This is a genomic window from Nocardia sp. NPDC004151, from assembly GCF_042874235.1.
GTDB lineage: Bacteria > Actinomycetota > Actinomycetes > Mycobacteriales > Mycobacteriaceae > Nocardia.
The window spans coordinates 1-15,728 of the sequence record NZ_JBIAMR010000011.1 but is presented as its reverse complement, the minus strand read 5'-3'; the positions used below and the strand labels follow the sequence as shown (position 1 = coordinate 15,728).

Annotated in this window: 14 protein-coding genes and 1 pseudogene; 7 read left to right on the top strand and 8 right to left on the bottom strand. The window is 64.8% G+C overall.

Translation table 11 applies throughout. The features are described 5' to 3' along the window. The first annotated feature begins 225 nt into the window (after window positions 1-225). Window positions 226-1,002 carry a hypothetical protein gene (locus tag ACFYTS_RS23730; protein WP_387307224.1) on the top strand — a complete coding sequence of 259 codons (777 nt, stop codon included), beginning with the start codon at window positions 226-228 and terminating at the stop codon, window positions 1,000-1,002. Here ACFYTS_RS23730 and ACFYTS_RS23725 read toward each other — a convergent pair. The 3 genes from ACFYTS_RS23725 to ACFYTS_RS23715 all read right to left on the bottom strand — a co-directional run bounded on the left by ACFYTS_RS23725 (window position 939) and on the right by ACFYTS_RS23715 (window position 2,596). Next, on the bottom strand, window positions 939-1,322 hold the full coding sequence (locus ACFYTS_RS23725) for a hypothetical protein (RefSeq protein WP_387307222.1): 384 nt from the start codon (window positions 1,320-1,322) through the stop codon (window positions 939-941). The two genes, ACFYTS_RS23730 and ACFYTS_RS23725, sit on opposite strands and share 64 nt — an antisense overlap. 62 nt (window positions 1,323-1,384) lie before the next feature. Next, entirely contained in the window at window positions 1,385-1,738 is a 354-nt protein-coding gene (locus ACFYTS_RS23720; protein ID WP_379271094.1) for a DUF397 domain-containing protein, read from the bottom strand. 12 nt (window positions 1,739-1,750) lie between these two features. Next, on the bottom strand, window positions 1,751-2,596 hold the full coding sequence (locus tag ACFYTS_RS23715) for a helix-turn-helix domain-containing protein (RefSeq protein WP_387307220.1): 846 nt from the start codon (window positions 2,594-2,596) through the stop codon (window positions 1,751-1,753). A 175-nt stretch (window positions 2,597-2,771) separates the two neighbouring features. On the opposite strand from ACFYTS_RS23715, the gene ACFYTS_RS23710 reads away from it, so the two are divergent. Beyond that, a complete protein-coding gene (locus ACFYTS_RS23710; protein WP_387307219.1) occupies window positions 2,772-3,023 on the top strand; it encodes a hypothetical protein in 252 nt (83 codons plus the stop codon). Between the two features lie 205 nt (window positions 3,024-3,228). On the opposite strand, the gene ACFYTS_RS23705 is transcribed toward ACFYTS_RS23710, so the two are convergent. The 4 genes from ACFYTS_RS23705 to ACFYTS_RS23690 form a co-directional block, all read right to left on the bottom strand. Beyond that, window positions 3,229-3,588, bottom strand: a complete 360-nt coding sequence (locus ACFYTS_RS23705; RefSeq protein ID WP_387307217.1) for a hypothetical protein — start codon at window positions 3,586-3,588, stop codon at window positions 3,229-3,231. Between the two features lie 148 nt (window positions 3,589-3,736). Beyond that, entirely contained in the window at window positions 3,737-4,186 is a 450-nt protein-coding gene (locus ACFYTS_RS23700; RefSeq protein ID WP_379271097.1) for a hypothetical protein, read from the bottom strand. A gap of 42 nt (window positions 4,187-4,228) precedes the next feature. After that, window positions 4,229-4,579: a hypothetical protein gene (locus ACFYTS_RS23695; RefSeq protein ID WP_379271098.1), complete on the bottom strand. Its 351-nt coding sequence runs from the start codon at window positions 4,577-4,579 to the stop codon at window positions 4,229-4,231. A 73-nt stretch (window positions 4,580-4,652) separates the two neighbouring features. Beyond that, window positions 4,653-11,489, bottom strand: coding sequence for an alpha/beta hydrolase (locus ACFYTS_RS23690; RefSeq protein ID WP_387307215.1), 6,837 nt, complete (start codon window positions 11,487-11,489; stop codon window positions 4,653-4,655). 267 nt (window positions 11,490-11,756) lie between these two features. Here ACFYTS_RS23690 and ACFYTS_RS23685 point away from each other — a divergent pair, with 267 nt between their 5' ends. The 5 genes from ACFYTS_RS23685 (at window position 11,757) to ACFYTS_RS23665 (ending at window position 15,385) form a co-directional block, all read left to right on the top strand. Next, entirely contained in the window at window positions 11,757-12,611 is an 855-nt protein-coding gene (locus tag ACFYTS_RS23685; RefSeq protein WP_387307213.1) for a hypothetical protein, read from the top strand. Between the two features lie 102 nt (window positions 12,612-12,713). Then, on the top strand, window positions 12,714-14,255 hold the full coding sequence (locus ACFYTS_RS23680; protein ID WP_387307211.1) for a hypothetical protein: 1,542 nt from the start codon (window positions 12,714-12,716) through the stop codon (window positions 14,253-14,255). 73 nt (window positions 14,256-14,328) lie between these two features. Beyond that, window positions 14,329-14,649 carry a hypothetical protein gene (locus ACFYTS_RS23675; RefSeq protein ID WP_357282365.1) on the top strand — a complete coding sequence of 107 codons (321 nt, stop codon included), beginning with the start codon at window positions 14,329-14,331 and terminating at the stop codon, window positions 14,647-14,649. 2 nt (window positions 14,650-14,651) lie between these two features. Then, window positions 14,652-15,152, top strand: a complete 501-nt coding sequence (locus ACFYTS_RS23670; protein ID WP_387307209.1) for a YbaB/EbfC family nucleoid-associated protein — start codon at window positions 14,652-14,654, stop codon at window positions 15,150-15,152. Next, window positions 15,149-15,385 carry a hypothetical protein gene (locus tag ACFYTS_RS23665; protein WP_387307207.1) on the top strand — a complete coding sequence of 79 codons (237 nt, stop codon included), beginning with the start codon at window positions 15,149-15,151 and terminating at the stop codon, window positions 15,383-15,385. The genes ACFYTS_RS23670 and ACFYTS_RS23665 overlap by 4 nt, the downstream gene beginning before the upstream one ends. Here ACFYTS_RS23665 and ACFYTS_RS23660 read toward each other — a convergent pair. Next, a pseudogene (locus ACFYTS_RS23660) lies at window positions 15,382-15,633 on the bottom strand (transposase); the annotation flags it as partial. The gene ACFYTS_RS23665 and the pseudogene ACFYTS_RS23660 sit on opposite strands and share 4 nt — an antisense overlap. Window positions 15,634-15,728: the final 95 nt, after the last annotated feature.

Here is a 15,728-nt window from a genome sequence, read left to right as displayed (position 1 = left end):
TGGCTGATACATGGTCCCCCAATCGACCGAGCACTACCGAACGGAACCCTACCCATCGGTAGACGGCGACGCGAACCGTGGCGTTCCCAGGTTCGGGCGTCCGAGGGATTCTCGCGATCTCAGCATTTACGCCTGATCCATAGCGAGGACGCCTGGTGGGCAGCGCCCTGTCCCGGAGTCCGTGTGCATCAACGTATAGGGTCAGCGGTGACGGAGGGGGATCTCATGGTTGTGGCCATTGTCATCGGCGTGATCGTTGTCGCGGCGCTGGTAGCGCTGAATATTTCCGGCAACGCCCGAGAGCGTGAACGACAAGCGGCAATGGCGGCTGCGATGGGCGGCACGGTCGGCTGGCCCTCAGCCGAGTGGCGTCAGCAGCACTCGAGAATCGGACTGTGCCCGTATCCGTCGAAGGCCGGCTACAAGGCTCCCATCCACGGCCATGCAGCTGGCGCTCCCTTCACTACCTTCTTGGTCGAGCACCAGACCATGTTCCAGAACATGATCACCACCTGGCGGCACACCGCCGTCGTCATCGAAGGCGTCGACCGCTCCGTGGACAGGCTGGACCTGCTCTCGACGCAAGGCGAATGGCTCCTCGAGTTCAACAACAAATCCGTCGAACACCGCCGATTCTCCAGCGGTAATGAAGAATTCGACCGCTGGTACCTCGGCCTGACCCCCAACCACCCCGAGCAGGCCCGCCAGCTGCTGACCCGCCCGGTAATGGCTGCCGCCTACTCCATCGTCCAGATCGCGCCCACCGCCCGAATCCGGGTCAACGAGGGCGCAACCATCTGCTGGATACGAGGCGTCCACGACAGAGACTCCGCCGCCTACCTCGAAATCATGCGACTCACAACCGAGCTTGCGACCGCCATCAATCAGGCTGTTGCACAGCTCAATACAGGCAACCACACCTCAGCTGAAGCACACGACTATCCCGTCGTGATGACCCGAACGGCCAGGTCCTTGGCCTCCGCAGTGACCTCGCCAAGCTGATAGTCGCGAGTGGTGATGTGGCGCACCAACTCCGGATCCGGGGGCAGCGCATGTTTACGCAGGTAGTGGGTCACCGCACCGGCCCATATCCAGACGCCGTCGGTCCGGAAGGTCAGCGGCACATCGCGATCGGATGGGGCGAGTTCGTCAACCTCGAAGCTGCGCGCGGCCAGGACGATCGGCGCGGAGTTGAGATAGCCGAGGATGCGGTCGCGCAGATCCGCGGGCAGCGGCTCCCTGACCGCGATCGGACGCCCGCTGTCGTCGCGGCTGTCGTAGACGCGTGCGAGCCGTGGTAGCTCGTCGAATTCGGCACTCACCGTAGGAAACCTCCGCCCCAGAGTTCGGCCACCAGCATTGCACAGGACATAGGGGCCAAGCCCTACGAGGCGCTGAACTCGCCGTTCACAATGCCCTTCTCGAATGCGCCCCACTCGGCGGCCGTGAACGCCAACTCGGTTCCGTCTACGCTCCTCAAGGTCACACAGCCGTCGGGGTCGATCACAACAGTCAATCCCATACCGACTTCACCCGTATTTCCGCATAGGACGAAGTCGAGCACATCAACCCATTGAGCGTTCGTCACCGTGATGATCGGTCGACGTTCCGGCGGTCCGGAGTACTTGCTGTCACGAATCCGCACAACCTCGGATGCGATGGCGACCTCGACGCATTGCCCCCCGTTGCTTCCGCTGTAGCTGGACTTGCGCCACCCGACAGAACTGACCGGGGCCATCGACCGACTCCCTCATTTCAACCCGGCCACGCGGCTCCTGATCAGTTCGGCGGATTCACTTTTCGACAACGCCGCCGCAAGGAGCTGCTCGGCCAGCATCTCGTACACTGCGACCCCATCGTAATCCTGCAGGTAGAGCGCGCCAGTCGGGTACTCGATATAGCCGACGGTCTGAGCTTCGGCGAACTGCAGCAGCGTGAACTCTGTGACGTTCCCAGCGTGGGCATACTTCCTGGTCGGCAGGATGCGAATGTCGATGTGGTCGTACTTCATCAGCCGAGACAGATGCTCTAGTTGCTCACGCATCGTTTCCGCAGTGCCGACCACTCGATCGAGGACCGCTTCCTCGACGACGGAACTCAAGCTCATCGGATGAGGCCCGGTCAGCCGCTGCCGGGCCATTCTGGCGCGCACAATCTGCGGTACGTCCACCGACGCGACCAGTGGGCTGCCCTCATGCAGAGCGGTGGCGTAGGCGCCGGTTTGCAGCTGTCCAGTGAATGTGACTGTCTGATAGATGAACTGACTTCGGGCAAGGCCTTCGAGACCCACAAAGGTCTTGAACCAGTTCGGCAGCACCTCGGAAAACGCTGCCCACCAAGTCTTCTGATCAGCCTGACCGGCCAGCGACGCGAGCCGGTCGACCTGGGCCACGTCGGCACCGTACAACCTCAGCAATGCGGTCACGTCATCGGGCTGCTGCAGATACTTCCCGGATTCCATCGCGACGATCTTCGGCTGGCTGCACCCGATCGCCTTCGCGGCCTCACTCTGCTTCACCCGTGCGCGCTCGCGCGCGACCCGCAACTCGTGCCCGATCAGGAACCGCAGCGCCGATGGATCGGAACGTTCACCCATCTCCCCTCCCCTTCGTACGCATAACGAATTAGCCTGCCGGTCAACATCATTCAGCCGAACCCATTGAACGTGCTGATATATCAGCCTATTCTTGAGGTGTGGCGCTCGCCACACCTCACGCTAATCCTTATCTCAGATTGCTTGCACAGCAGACCGAACCGTCGAAAGGACGGCCATGTTCGAGCAGTTGAAGGTCGGCAGCTGGGCCTGCGCCGACGACCGATGCCCCATTCGCACCGTCGTTCACGCCGAGGACCAGGCGGTAACCCTCGTCTTCGGTGAACACGGAGACTTCGAGCTCTTCGTCAGCGCCACAGCACTACAGACCCTTCTGCAAGTGGGCGGTCAAGCGCTCGAGGAGCTCAACACGCGTGCCGTCCGTTCTTTCAGCGGCACGAATCATGAAGGGGAAGGCCATGATCAGTGAAGTTGCCTGCCTGCTCGTCGGCACCGGCTTCGGAATCATCCTTGCCTGGCCGTTCTCCGCCACCCGTTCCCGCCGACGCCCGAGCCGGGGCACGACAGTCGCTGAGATCCGCGCACGCCTGGACCGCGAAACCCACCACGGCCACACACTCGCCCTCTGTCAAAGCGCACTATCGTAGGCTTGCGTTCACGTGCCACAAGCGCGCTCAGTCGTTGTTGGGGTTTTCGGCTTCGACAAGGACGCCCCTGATGAGTGCGGCGATGTCGCGGAGCCAGGCTTCCGCCGCAGCATCGGATGTCTCGTCGTCAAGTGCCCAGTTTCCGGCGGCGGCCACCATCCACGACAGCGTGCCCGGCGGCTGAGGAGTGGCCAGCAACGCTTCGATGGCCTCTGCCTTGCGTTCCACAGTCCTTCGGCTGATTTGCGCAAATCGAGCCATGTTCCTGCGCACCTCGTCCAGACCGACGGAGTCCGCGACATAGCTGCTCAGGAAGTCACGAACCTGGTCAATCGCGGGGGGCGATGGCTGGTTCGCCCGTGCACGCAAGGCTTCGGGTATCTCCATAACTATCAAGGCGATCCGGAAGGGAAAGCGGCAAGTACCACGAATGAGGGTGGTTGTCCTGGGAATTGAACCCCCGCCTCGCCACATGCCGAGGACTGAATTCCACCCGCGCAGGACATCTGGACCAAGATTTGGTCCCCGGCTAAAATCAGCTGCTCACAGCCTTCCCATCGAGACCTTGCTGGAACCATTCGGGCATGTTCTCGATAGAACGAGGAAACCTCTCGTTTTCGATCACGAAATCAGCACTTGCGGGCCACGTCTCGAACTGTGGCTTCTGATCGCGGTTGTACTGGATGTTGAACCGCCCGGGTGGATCGAGCAGGTACTTGAACTCGACCCAAGTCCCCAGCTCCGGCGCATACATTCCGGCTCGCAATTCCATGAACTTTCGCCATACGTCAGGCTCGAAGGACCAGCCACGCACCGTACCGTCAGTGAGCTTCACTCCGGTCTCGCGTTCGGCGTGACGACCGATGGACCGTGCGCGAATGACGAGGCGCTTCCAGCCCATCGGCAGCGTAGGTAGAATCTCTCTCGTAATCTCGGCAAGCCTGTCCTGCTGCTCCAACGGTCCTAGCGGCAACGGGTTCGACATTGGGTAGGGCCTCCTCGGATATCTCGCTAGCCGCCCAGCCTACTAGGCTGGCTCACCTGGTTCATGTCGGTGTTCCAGATCCAGTCCGAGAGCGACCATCTCGCGCAACCACTGCGGAACATGCTGTTCCGCTCGCGGATACGCTTCGAGGTCACGCAACCACATGAGCGGATGGAGCTCCGGCAACCAATTCGGGTTTTCATCGTAATTGAAGATGATCTCCCGTTGGCGGCCTCGATTCACAATAAACCGAGCGGATAGCCACGCGCCGGTATCCGCGTCGCACATCTCGTCACGCAGTTCCTGCAATTTCTCCGTGATCGCAAGCTGCCTCATCTCGCCCACCGAGAGCCCATCGGGACCCTGCGCGGACACCGCAACCTCCCAAGCCATCACGTTCGACCATACCTCCAGCGTGATCGTGGCCCACCCGAGTGGCGCCCCCGCTTCCGCTGCCGCACAGATCTCATCGCTTAGAGTATCGATCCTGTGGCCCAAAATTCGCACCTCTATTCGGGAATACACGTTCCTTCGTCACTACCGACTCCACAATAGGATTGCCGTCAAATCCCAGCCGGACACTGCCGTCGTCGTTGCGCGCATACGTGACCTCTTGCCATCGCATGACGACCTCGTTCGCGACACCATCGACCTCACGGGTCATCTTGACCTGATAGTCACGGATGTCCTGATGTTCCTCTCGCGCAAACGCAACCAGTTGGTTCTCCTTAGCACGCCAGCTTGCCGCATGAACCCATCCGTCTCTATTGTTCCCCGAGTTCGAGGCCGCCATCTGCGGATGCATGTTCAGGTACTCTCCGAGGCCACCCAACTCATTTGCCATCAGGTGCCCACCCGCCCATTTGATTCGAGCAAGCTCAATCTCGTCAGCGCTAAGACTACGGCCTGGCGGATCGCTGGGATAGGCCGATTCACCTTCCTGAAAGGCGCGCTGCTGGGCGCCTTTTCCACCATCGTCGTCTCGGAAATTTCCATTCTGCCCGCCGACTTCGACGTCGCCCGTCAACGCGTCGGTCTGTCCATGCATATCGGTATGAAAGGTCAGTACCTTCTCCGGATTATGGAAGTTCGGCACCTGATATTGAACGTCTGGTAGGAGCGGATGGCTTAGATCTGGATTGAATCCGGACCACGGACCCTTTCCATTGAGCGCCTGTGACCTAGACCCCGGTATAGCCTCAACCCACTTCACGAGGCCGTCTCCATTGGTGAAGAATGTTGTTCTCGTGCCGTTTTCGTTTACAACCGGGTAAGCAGACCAAGGCTTCAGTGGCTCGTCACCCATATACGCCCGCAATGGAACCGGCACTACTTCGGGATGCTCGACAGGGCTCAGCTGATCGGGGGCACGGTTGCCGTCAGGAACGGTTTCCCGATCGCGGTGGGCGGCCTTTATCTCATCGTGGATTTCAACCGGCTGGCGAGGCGCCTGCGGATCCAGCGGATCCGGCGGCTTATGGGTCGGTCGGTCCCATTCGACGAACGGGTCATCGAAATCCGGATCGCCCTCACGAATTTCCCTGTCTCGTCCTGGAATATCGTATTGAGGTTCGCGCGGACCTTCACCGCCTCGATCCCGAGCATCTTCGTAGCTGAGGCTTTGCTTGTCCTCCTCCCGCGTCCCCGGAACGAAACCGTCTTCGGAGACTTTGGTTTTGGTGCCGTCGGGATGCACGAGTTCCCAGTCACCGTCGGGTGGGATGCGGGGGCGGCGAGCGCCTTCGGGAGTGACGGTCGCGTCGGAGGAGTACAGGCGCCCTTGGGGGTCGGTCCAGGCTGGCTTGGTCGGGGCCAGGACGTCGTTGCCGGTGGCCTTGGCCAGGCGGGCTGCGGCGTCGGTGGAGGCAGCGTCACAGCCGACGAGGCGGATGGGGCGGCCGTCGTAGCCGAGTTCTCGGAGGCGAGTGGCCAGCTGCTCCATGGTGTATTCGCGACCGTCCAGGAGGACGGTGCCACGCTCGGTCAGGTGGGCGTCGATGGTGAAGTAGCGGGGGTCCTCGGGGACCTGGCGGGCCAGTTCGCGCATTTCGGGCTCGTCGTGGAGCGAGAGGCCGGCGGGGGTGCGCTCCGCGAAGTGGGAGAGCGGATCTTCTGTGTGGGTGCGGTCCGGGGCCCCGTGGTCCGAATCCTGGTGTGAGTCGGGGTTCTGGCGGTGGTCGGATTCGGTTGGGCGGTTCTGTGATTCGGTCGGATGGGTTGCGGGCTCGGTCTCGTGAGGGGTGGGTTCGGGAGCGTGCGGCGCGGCGGGTTCGGTTGCCTTGGGTAGCAACGTCTCGTGGTGTTGTTCGAAGTACCGGGCGAGCGCAGGATCGTATTCCTTGAGGAGTCGCCAGGGAGTCACGCTCTCGCGGGGGTCCATGAGGCCCACTCGGTCCAGGATCTCGACGAATTTCTCACGGAGCGCGGGTAGTTCGGCCGCGCGCGTCGGCTCGTAGTGAGCCTTCGCGATTTCGCCGGCTGCGGCACGCATTTCCTCGAAACGGGAGGCCAGGTGGGGTGTAAGCGTCGACGGACGTTCTACGGTTGGATCGAAATGAGTGCTGGGCGAGCGTTGTTCGGGTTCAGGGGCTCGGTTTGGAGCCGCGGAATCTTCGCCGGTTAGGTGTTCTCTCCCCGTTCCCGGTTGATCCGGGCGATCTCCGACTCGCCCCATGCCTGCCAGATCTTGATCTGGTCCTCGGTGGCCGGGCGGCGTCCCTTCGCGTCCTTCTCCCGCAGGATCGCCAAGTCGCGGTCGCGCTTCGCCTGGAGTTCCGGGTCCTCGATCTCGTCCCGCATCGTGGGGCCCAGAACCTTCCGCGCTATGCGTTCCACTTCCTCCGGGCTGATGGGCATCGGGGGTCCTTCCTATATCGGTGAGACGGACGACGTACTTACCGCCGATGAGGTCACGGCTTTCGACCTGGAATCGGGTGCCTGGCGGGAAGACAACCTCTTCTTGGGAGAGACTGGCCCAAGAGATGTCCTTCCCGGTGTGGGAATCGATGATCAGCTCGACATTGCCGCCTGGCATCGAGCTGTCTTTGTCCGCCGAGGCGAATCCGGGGTCGACCGGTGGCTCTTTGCCCGGAGAGTAGGCCTCGAGAAACCTCTCCAAAGCGACCGGATCATCGAAGTGGAGCGAGCGATAGACGGTCCCCTCATGATCCGGCAGCTTGTTGTATGCCGAGACCAGGGTGCGGATCTCGACGTCGTGGTCGGCCAGCGCGGTTGGGTTGCCGTTGCGTGAACCTTCGTTGACCGGCTCGTTGAGGTTGAACCCTTGGTTACGACGGATCGCATCCAGTTCGGCATCGGTGAGCCGGGAGATCTCGGGATGGTTCGCGGTCTCGAAGTCGCGGATGGTTTGGACCTCGCCGTGGCTGATCCTGTTCTTCGCGGCGTATTCGTGTGAGGCCGTGGGGTCTTGGTAGCGCGGGTTCGCGTAGTACGGCTTGTCCTCGACCGGCAGCTTCGGGCGCGCGGGCTCGGTGCCGTCCGGGACATGGGCCGGGTTCGCGTGTTCGGGTCCGGCGGGGTGCGAATCCGGTTGACCGATACGGGCTTCCGGCCGTTGGCCGACCGGATTCTCGCGCGGGGCGGATTCGAGCGGGCGCACCGGATTGCCGTGCGAGTCGAAGACGATCGCGTGGGTGGATTTGACGTTGGTGTGGTCCGGTGGGAACGAGTGCGGCCCGCCGGGGACGGCGTTGTCGTGGACTACGAGGCGGCCGCCGTCGTTGGTGATGGTGTAGGCGTGGGCACCGACGCCATTGGCGTCTGTGGGGCCGTGGAATTCGTCGACGACGAGGGCGGTGGCGCCGTCGCCGAGGCGGTGGAGTTGGTCGGCTATGGAGCCCAGGGTTTCGTGGCGGTCGAGGTGGGCGCCGGCCGCGTGCTCGAGTTCCGCGGCGGTCATGCCGTGGTCGGCGATCGTCGGGTCGTCGGGGACGTGGATGTTGGGGTTGCCGGTCAGTTCCTGGACCTGGCGGAGGGCTTGGGGGCCACAGTCGTTGGTTTCGGTGTGGGTGCGTTCGGGGGCGGTGGGGGGTGGGTCCAGCGTGCGGTTGGCGTGGACCAAGTCGTCGTAGCCGTAGGGGTGTTCGCCCTGGTGGCTTTCGGTTTCGGGGGCGCGGAAGCGGGCCGGGTCGTGGGGGCTGGAGCCGAGGGTGCGTTGCCTGGCGTTGAGGTCTTCGTGGCCGGGGCGCGAGTACTCCGGTAGGAGGTGCGGGGTTTGACCGGATGCGATGCGGGAGAAGTTGTGCAGGGATTCGCTCGGGAGGGAGCGTCCCTCATCCATGTGGTTGTAGTAGCCGGTGTGCGTCGAGATATCGCTCAACGTGTGGGTGCCGCCGGGGAATTGGGCGGCGATGCGGCGGGCCCCGAAAGCTTCGATGGCGGGGTCCATGCCCAGACCCATGCCGAGTTTCGGTGCGACACGACCGATTTCGCCGACGGTGTTCGCGCCGATCCAGGTCACCGGGTCGCGGGAGGAGCTGGCGACGAAGACATTGTGGGCGCCGATACCGAAGTCCGCGGCGTGGCCGACAGGGCCGGCACCGGGTGAACCCAGCAGGGTGATCGTGGAGATGTCGCCGTGCAGGCGGCCGCCCGCGCCGGCGAAGCTGGTGGTCGTGGAACCGTAACTGTGGCCGAACAGGTGAACATCCGGGGTGGGGTGACCGCCGGGTAGTTCCGCGCCCAGTCGGCGAGTCTGACTGAAGGAGGCCACATCTCGGGCCAGCAGCTCGCCGCCTCGTTGCGCCAGGCGGGCATCGGTCATCTCGCGGACGATCTTCGGAAGTCCGCTCGGCGCGTCATAGCCGATCCACGCGATGGAGGCGACCACGTCGGGTTCCTGGGTGCGCTGCGCCGTCTCCCACATGTGGTTGAAGGCGTTCTTCAGATTGCCTTCGAGACTGCGGACCGTGGTCGTGATGCCGGGGACGTGGAAGGAGACCGACGACGCCTTCGACGTGTCGCCGAACGCCACGACCGCGCGGCCCTCGCCGTTGAATTCCTTGGAGTCGTAGGACAGCACGTGCACTGGTGGTTCTTCGCCGCCGAACTTGTCGGCGTACGCCGCCGCGAGATCGTGCGCCTCCTCGAGCGCCTTGCGCGTGGATTCGAGGTTCTTCCACTGCCGGAAGTTCTCCGGATCGGTGAACCTGCTCGTCCACTTGTCGATGCGCGGGTTCTGCTCGTGCAGCGCGTTCAGGTCCCGGGTGATGGCCAGCCGGTTGGCCTCGTCCTTCACATGCGGGGGCAGACCGTCGGCATTGCCGATCTCGTGCGGATGCGCCTTGATCATCGCGTGCTGCTGCTCGGGCGTCAGACCGTGCCACCACTCGTGGTTCTCGGTCACCCGATGGTGCGCGCCCGCGATATCGGTTTCCTGCGGATGCAGCAGATGCTCGGGTGAGCCGTCGGGGTGCAGTTGCTGAAGCGCCTCGCGCGCGTGTGCGTGCTCGGCCTCCGAGATCGGCGAATCCTCCGGCAGCACAGGCCGTTCCGCGGCGGGATCACCCGCATGACGAGTGCTCTGGTCACCGACGGGATGATCGCCGGGCCTCGATGAATCGGGGGTCTGGTCGCCGGTGCGTCGCGGGCCATGCGGTCCCGGCGACCCCGTGGGATGCTCGGGTCTCGCACCGATGCGAGATTCGGGCCCGGTACCCGCACCGACGAGTTCGCGGCTCTCCGGGCGCGCGGTGGACTCGACCGTGCGCCCGGGATCCGCGAGATCCACACGCTCGCCCACACGACCGGCAGGTACTTCGAGGCCGGTGGCGCGGGCCGCCATCGGCGTCGGCTGGCTCCCCGCGTCACGGATCGCCGCGGGCGTCGCTCGCGGTTCGGCGGGTGCAGTGTGAGTGCCCGGCGCATCGGCGCGGCCGGGGGCCGACGTGTCCGCGCGTGGCGCCACCGAGGCCTCCGGCCTGGAAAGCACCGGCGTCTCCGCCCGCGGAGCCGCCGCCGGAACCGGCTTCGGTTCACCTGACGCCGGTGTGTGCGCGGGATTCGACGCCGGTGTATGCGCGGGATTGGAGTGCTGTGGGCTCCCGGTCGGATGCGCGTCGACAACCTGCGCGTTGTGGACCGGAACCGGCGCGACCGGATCCGCCTTGGGCACGGCGGCGAGGGACTCCTTGGGCACCCCGGGATCGGTGGGCCGTGGCTGCGGATCCGTCGGCCTGCCTTGGGGCTGTTCGCCCGGAGTCGTTCCGCCCGTGTTCTTCTCATGCGACGGAGCCGCGTCATGCGGCGAATTCTCGGTGTGCGCAACGTCGTTGATCGCCGAAGGGTGAACTTGCTTGTCCGTGACGGCCAACGGTGATCCATCGGCCTTAGGGCTGGCGACTCCGAGCTTGTCCGGGCTCCCCTTCCAGGGCGACTTTCCCTCATGAGCCACGCCGGGCAGGGTGCCGCCGGCGATGCCCGCGGTGACGACGCGGGGATCGAAATGCCAGTTGTGCGTGACGCCGCCACTCACCGCCCAGCCCGCGAGCCCGGCGACACCGCCCGCGATGCCTCCGCCGAGCAGATTGGAGGCCTTCTCCGCGGTGAGCTTCTTGATGGGCGCTTTGGCGATCTGGTTGACCATGGCTTGCGGAAGCCATCTGCCGATAGGAGCCGCGACGAGTCCACCGGCCGCCCCGCCACCGGCCGAAAGCAGCAGCTGTTGGGTATTGATCTCGCTCCGGCGGCCGAATTCGTGCTGGTAGGCCTGAATTCCACCGTCCTGCAACGCACCGAGCGCACCGCCGATGATCGTCTGCCGCAACATGAAACGCATCAGCGAGATCTGGGTCGCCTCGAGCCCCTCCTTGCCGAGGAAATCAATCGCCCGTCGCGTCAGGATGCGCACCGCGATCCGCCCGATACCGATCGCCGCGCCCTCCGCCATCGGCGCGGTCGGCGGGAACAGCCAGGCCGCAGCGATATCGGCGGCGAGGGTGATCAGCGTCGTATAGAACATGAGCTTCGTGTATTCGAGCTCGGTTCCGGTGTTCTCCGCAGTGCCCGCGATGGTCTCGAACCATTCGGCTAGCTTGTCGATCGACTGGTCGCCGACGCGCATGCTCTGCAACTGCTCGATGATCTTGTCGCCACCGTCGCCGATCGGATACGCCTTGCGCACCGCCGCGATGGCCGCATCGATATCGGCGTCGATCGAGCGCAGATCCTTGGCGCTGGACTTCCAGTCGTCGGCGATTCCCCACATGGAATCCTCGTTGCCGTCCGGCCATTTCATGCCGACCAGCCACCCGAGGGTCCCCGCGAGCGGCGGCTCCCAGATCATCGCCGACCGCCTGCGACGAGAATCACTCGCCCGGTAGTGGTTTCAACCAGACACCCCCGTGACGCCACGACCGCCCCCGAATACGCGCTGACCTGCTCTGCTGATGCGCTGTCCGGCAGCGCCTTTCACGCCGTGACAGCTCACGATCTCGCGCCACGCTGCCACAGAACGCGCCGAGGATCAACTGGGGCGGCGCCCCGCCGCTATTGATCGGCTATGGTCGGCGGCAAGATTCCGGGGCCGGACCGACGCGGAAGGGATGTCGCCGTGCGAACACTGTGGTTCATTCCTCAGGGCGTGCGCCGGATCGGTCCCGAGGAGTACACCGGCTATCGGGGCGGAGTCGCCTCGACGCTGACCCCGATCAGCAAACGCCAGGCCGCGGCGGTGATCGCGCAGGGCGGGCATCGCGCCCGGGAGCTGGTCTCGCTGCTCGAGGGTCTGGGGTTCGAGCCTGAGCTCGACGGGGCGGAAACCTGGGACAAGGCCGGTCTCGTCGGAGAGGGATTCAATCGCGTCGACAAGGGCTTCAACGGGCGAATCCACCAGATCAGCGCCCGATTCTCCGGCCCGCCGAGCGAATTCGACGACCTGGTACGGCGATTCGCGGCCATGCCATCGACCGTGGTGACGAAGACCCGGGAGGATGCGTCGGCCAAGACCCGAGACCTGGAGGTTCTGCTCGGCGATCGATACGGGCACAGCGCCCGCATCGACGTGCAGCAGCGCAAGGACTCCGGGCTGATCTCGGCGCGGTTGCAGGTGACCAGTCACGCCTTCTTCTACCGCTGGGACAAGCGCGACGCGGTGTGGAGCATCCTGGCGCGCGGGCGCGGCGAGAACCTGGAGGAACAGCAGGCCCGGGAGATCGAGCGCCTCGGTTTCCGGCGGCGTCGGCCCTGGCCGGTCCATGACGCTCCCCCCGGCGGGCTGCTGGAATCGGAGGCCGCCGACCGGATCCGGCAGTACCTGATCGGCGCGGACGTCGACACCGACGCCATGTCCTTCGCGCCGCAGCGCACCGAGGGCGGCTGGGATGTCGCCATCACCGGCGGGCCGACCGCGGCATTGGACGCGCTGCACATCACCGACGACGGTCACATCGGTCCCCGCGAACACTGAGCTACCCTCGGCCGGGGCCTACACGAGCACCTCGAATGTGTAAGGTCGCACAGGTATCCGACCGGGTGGAACGTGCGGCGGTCGAGGAGGGGAGCTCGAGACGTGGACAGGCCTCAGGCGGGGAATCCGGACGACGAATTCATGCGGTCGTTCATGGCCGGATTCGCGCAGGCGAACCAGGAATCCGACATCGGGTTCAGCGTCGTATCGCACCCGGGGCCGGAATCGGTTCCCGACGAGGGCCGGATCATCGAGCAAGCCCGGGAACTGACCCACCGCATCGCCCGTGAACTCGCGACCGCCGCGCCGGAAGGCTGGGAGCGAGTCGACGCCACCTTCGCGTGGACCGTCACCGCCAAGGCCTGGAGCGTGGTGTACTCCGCCGGGGACCAGGCCTTTCGAGCCGAGCCGTCGGAGACCGTCCTGCTGCTCGTGCAGGAACAGCGCGAGATCACGGCCGCGATGAGCGAAGGCCCGTGGTGGCGGATGCGAATCAGCCTCAACAACGCGGGTCAGGTGCAGACCGACTACGACTACGGCGACGAGCCGTTCCCGGACGATCAACTGTTTCCGGCCGAGGCGTACCTGGCCGACCTGCGGGAGTATCCCCGCGAACGACTACCCGTCTGGCTGGCCGCGTATGTGAGCCACGGCGATCGGCTGCTGCGCTCGCCACGGGTCGCGGCCCAGCAGGCTCGATCCGACCGGGCCGAGGAGGTCCGCGGGCAGGCTACGACCGAGGTCTTCCCGCCGCTGCCGCTGATGTGGTCCAACTGGACCGCCCTCGCGGCGGCATTCGTCGCCCTCGACGCCCCGCACGGTCCGCGCATACTGCCCGCACTGGCCTGGTTCGAAGGCCCCAACCGCAGCGGGAGCACGCTGTACACGCTGCCCGGCGACCGGGCCGTCATCTCGGGCGGGGTGCTCAACGCACCGGAACTCGATGCGGTCTACAACGACGGCGCTCCCCTGCCGAATCTGTATGCGGGCGCACCGGATTGGGTCACCGACGCGGTGCTGAATCCGCGGGCGGCCACCGGGCAGTTGACCTTCTGCTACTGGTGGGAGGACGGGCAGTGGTTCCGCGGCGAATCGCCGCTCGGCCCGGGGGTGGCTGCCGCGGTACCCGGGATCTGGACGACCGACTCGACGGTCGACACGATCCTGCAGGTGATGGAGTCGGCCGGCAAGACGATCACCGACGCCACGAAATCCGCTGTCGCGAACCTGGTTTCGGCGGCCCAGGCCGGTGTGGTGACTTACGAGACGGTGGCCGCGGTCTTCGATCCAGCCGAACACGACGTGGATTCGGCGCTGAACCAGTTCACGCTGGCGGGGCTCCGAACCTTCGTCACCGCGCCGCCGCTGAGCCGGATCGACGCCATCGAACAGGTCCGCCGATTCATCCTCGCGCGCGGGACCGACACCGGCGGTTACCCCCTCGACCAGCTGACCGCCGAGCGAATCGACAATGGCTGGATGGTTTTCGTGCCCACCCGGCCCGGCGAGATCATGATCGGCCGCGCCATCTACTACATGGCCGACGACGGGGTGATCGAGGCGTCGTCGTCCTCGGTGCCACCGACCGTGTACATCGCCGGCTTCGCGCAGCGTTTCCAGGAGCGGATGCGGCAACGCGGCTGAATATCGCGTTGGCATCGATGACGGTGCCCAATTACTGTCGGCGCCAGTGTTGTACGGGGAGGAATAGAACCAGATGACGGACAAAGTCGAGGTCGATCCGGAGCTATTGCGGCAGGCGGCCGTCAAGACCGACCACGTCAACGCTCGACTACGGACCGTGGTGGACAGCCTCATGGCCACCCTCGGCGGTAAGGGCGAACCGTGGGGCAACGACACCTACGGTGAGCAATTCGCGGGCGCCGAGGACGGCTCCGGCTACAAAGCGGCTCGCAAGACCCTGAAGAACCTGTCCGAGACCCTCGCCAAGAACGCCGGAGACAACTCCGACGGCCAGGCCAAGTCCGGCAAGCAGCTCGACGGCACCGACCAGAACAGCGCCGGCGCGTTCAAGTAGCCATGGCGAACGAGAGCGCGAAAGCCGAACTGGCATCGATGATCGACGAGTTCCAGCAGCAAATGCGGGTCCTCGGCGAAATGCAACAGAAGCGTGCCCAACTCATGGCCACCGGCTACGCCCTGCAGAAACGCGTCACCGTAGTCGTGAACGCCGACGGCACGGTCATCGAAACCCGCCTGGACCCCGACCTCGAAGACCTCCCACTCCCCGAGCTCGGCAAAGCCATCACCGAAGCCGCCCAAGCCGCGGCCACCGAATTGGCCCACAAGAGCTCCGAACTCCTGAGCCCGATCCAGGAACGCCGCGGCCGCATGCCGAAGATGTCCGACCTCATCGAAGGCATGCCCGACCTCACCGAACGCATCCCCGAACCCATCCCCGCCTCCACCGCTCCCCCGAATTCCCCGGAGCGGCAAGCCACCGAACCAGCCATGAACTTCACCGACGTCGAGGAACTCGACGACATCACCCCGGGCCGAATCCGCGCCGACGACTGGTGACCGACCACCCGGAGCAGTCTGCGAATCAGATTCGCGATGCGCTGTTCGACCAGGCCAGGAGTGTCGGATTGCACGACAGGGCCAACGCCCTGTCGGCCTTGCCGGACATGCTTCCACCGCTGTCGACCATGCCGCTGATCGTCGATACCGATATCGGAGGCGATCCGGATGATGCCATCGCCATAGCCGGGGAGTTTCGGATTAACGGTGGATCCGACCTCGGTGTGGGTTAGTTCCCGGTCGGGTGGATCCGGCCTTCGAAGGTGATGGCGAACGCGTTGAGGGCCGGTTTCCACCGCATCGCCCATCGTGCCCGGCCCTGCCCGGTCGGGTCCAGGGAACGAGTCACCAGATACAGGCATTTCAACGCCGACTGCTCGGACGGGAAGTGCCCGCGGGCGCGGATCGCGCGCCGGTAGCGGGCGTTCAACGATTCAATCGCGTTGGTGGAATACATGATTCGTCTGATCTCCACGTCGTAGAGCCTGTTGCAGAATCGATTTCGCGGAGCGGGGTGGGGCTGGGAGGATATGGCGTGGCCAAGTCGTATCGTCCCGTGCTGCGTGATCAGCTGAT

Bases quoted from the DNA above. Each gene is read 5' to 3' on its own strand.
- ACFYTS_RS23715 (WP_387307220.1), bottom strand. From the start codon at position 2,596: ATGGGTGAACGTTCCGATCCATCGGCGCTGCGGTTCCTGATCGGGCAC.
- ACFYTS_RS23670 (WP_387307209.1), top strand. From the start codon at position 14,652: ATGGCGAACGAGAGCGCGAAAGCCGAACTGGCATCGATGATCGACGAG.
- ACFYTS_RS23730 (WP_387307224.1), top strand. From the start codon at position 226: ATGGTTGTGGCCATTGTCATCGGCGTGATCGTTGTCGCGGCGCTGGTA.
- ACFYTS_RS23675 (WP_357282365.1), top strand. From the start codon at position 14,329: ATGACGGACAAAGTCGAGGTCGATCCGGAGCTATTGCGGCAGGCGGCC.
- ACFYTS_RS23695 (WP_379271098.1), bottom strand. From the start codon at position 4,579: ATGGCTTGGGAGGTTGCGGTGTCCGCGCAGGGTCCCGATGGGCTCTCG.
- ACFYTS_RS23690 (WP_387307215.1), bottom strand. From the start codon at position 11,489: ATGATCTGGGAGCCGCCGCTCGCGGGGACCCTCGGGTGGCTGGTCGGC.
- ACFYTS_RS23710 (WP_387307219.1), top strand. From the start codon at position 2,772: ATGTTCGAGCAGTTGAAGGTCGGCAGCTGGGCCTGCGCCGACGACCGA.
- ACFYTS_RS23720 (WP_379271094.1), bottom strand. From the start codon at position 1,738: ATGGCCCCGGTCAGTTCTGTCGGGTGGCGCAAGTCCAGCTACAGCGGA.
- ACFYTS_RS23705 (WP_387307217.1), bottom strand. From the start codon at position 3,588: ATGGAGATACCCGAAGCCTTGCGTGCACGGGCGAACCAGCCATCGCCC.
- ACFYTS_RS23700 (WP_379271097.1), bottom strand. From the start codon at position 4,186: ATGTCGAACCCGTTGCCGCTAGGACCGTTGGAGCAGCAGGACAGGCTT.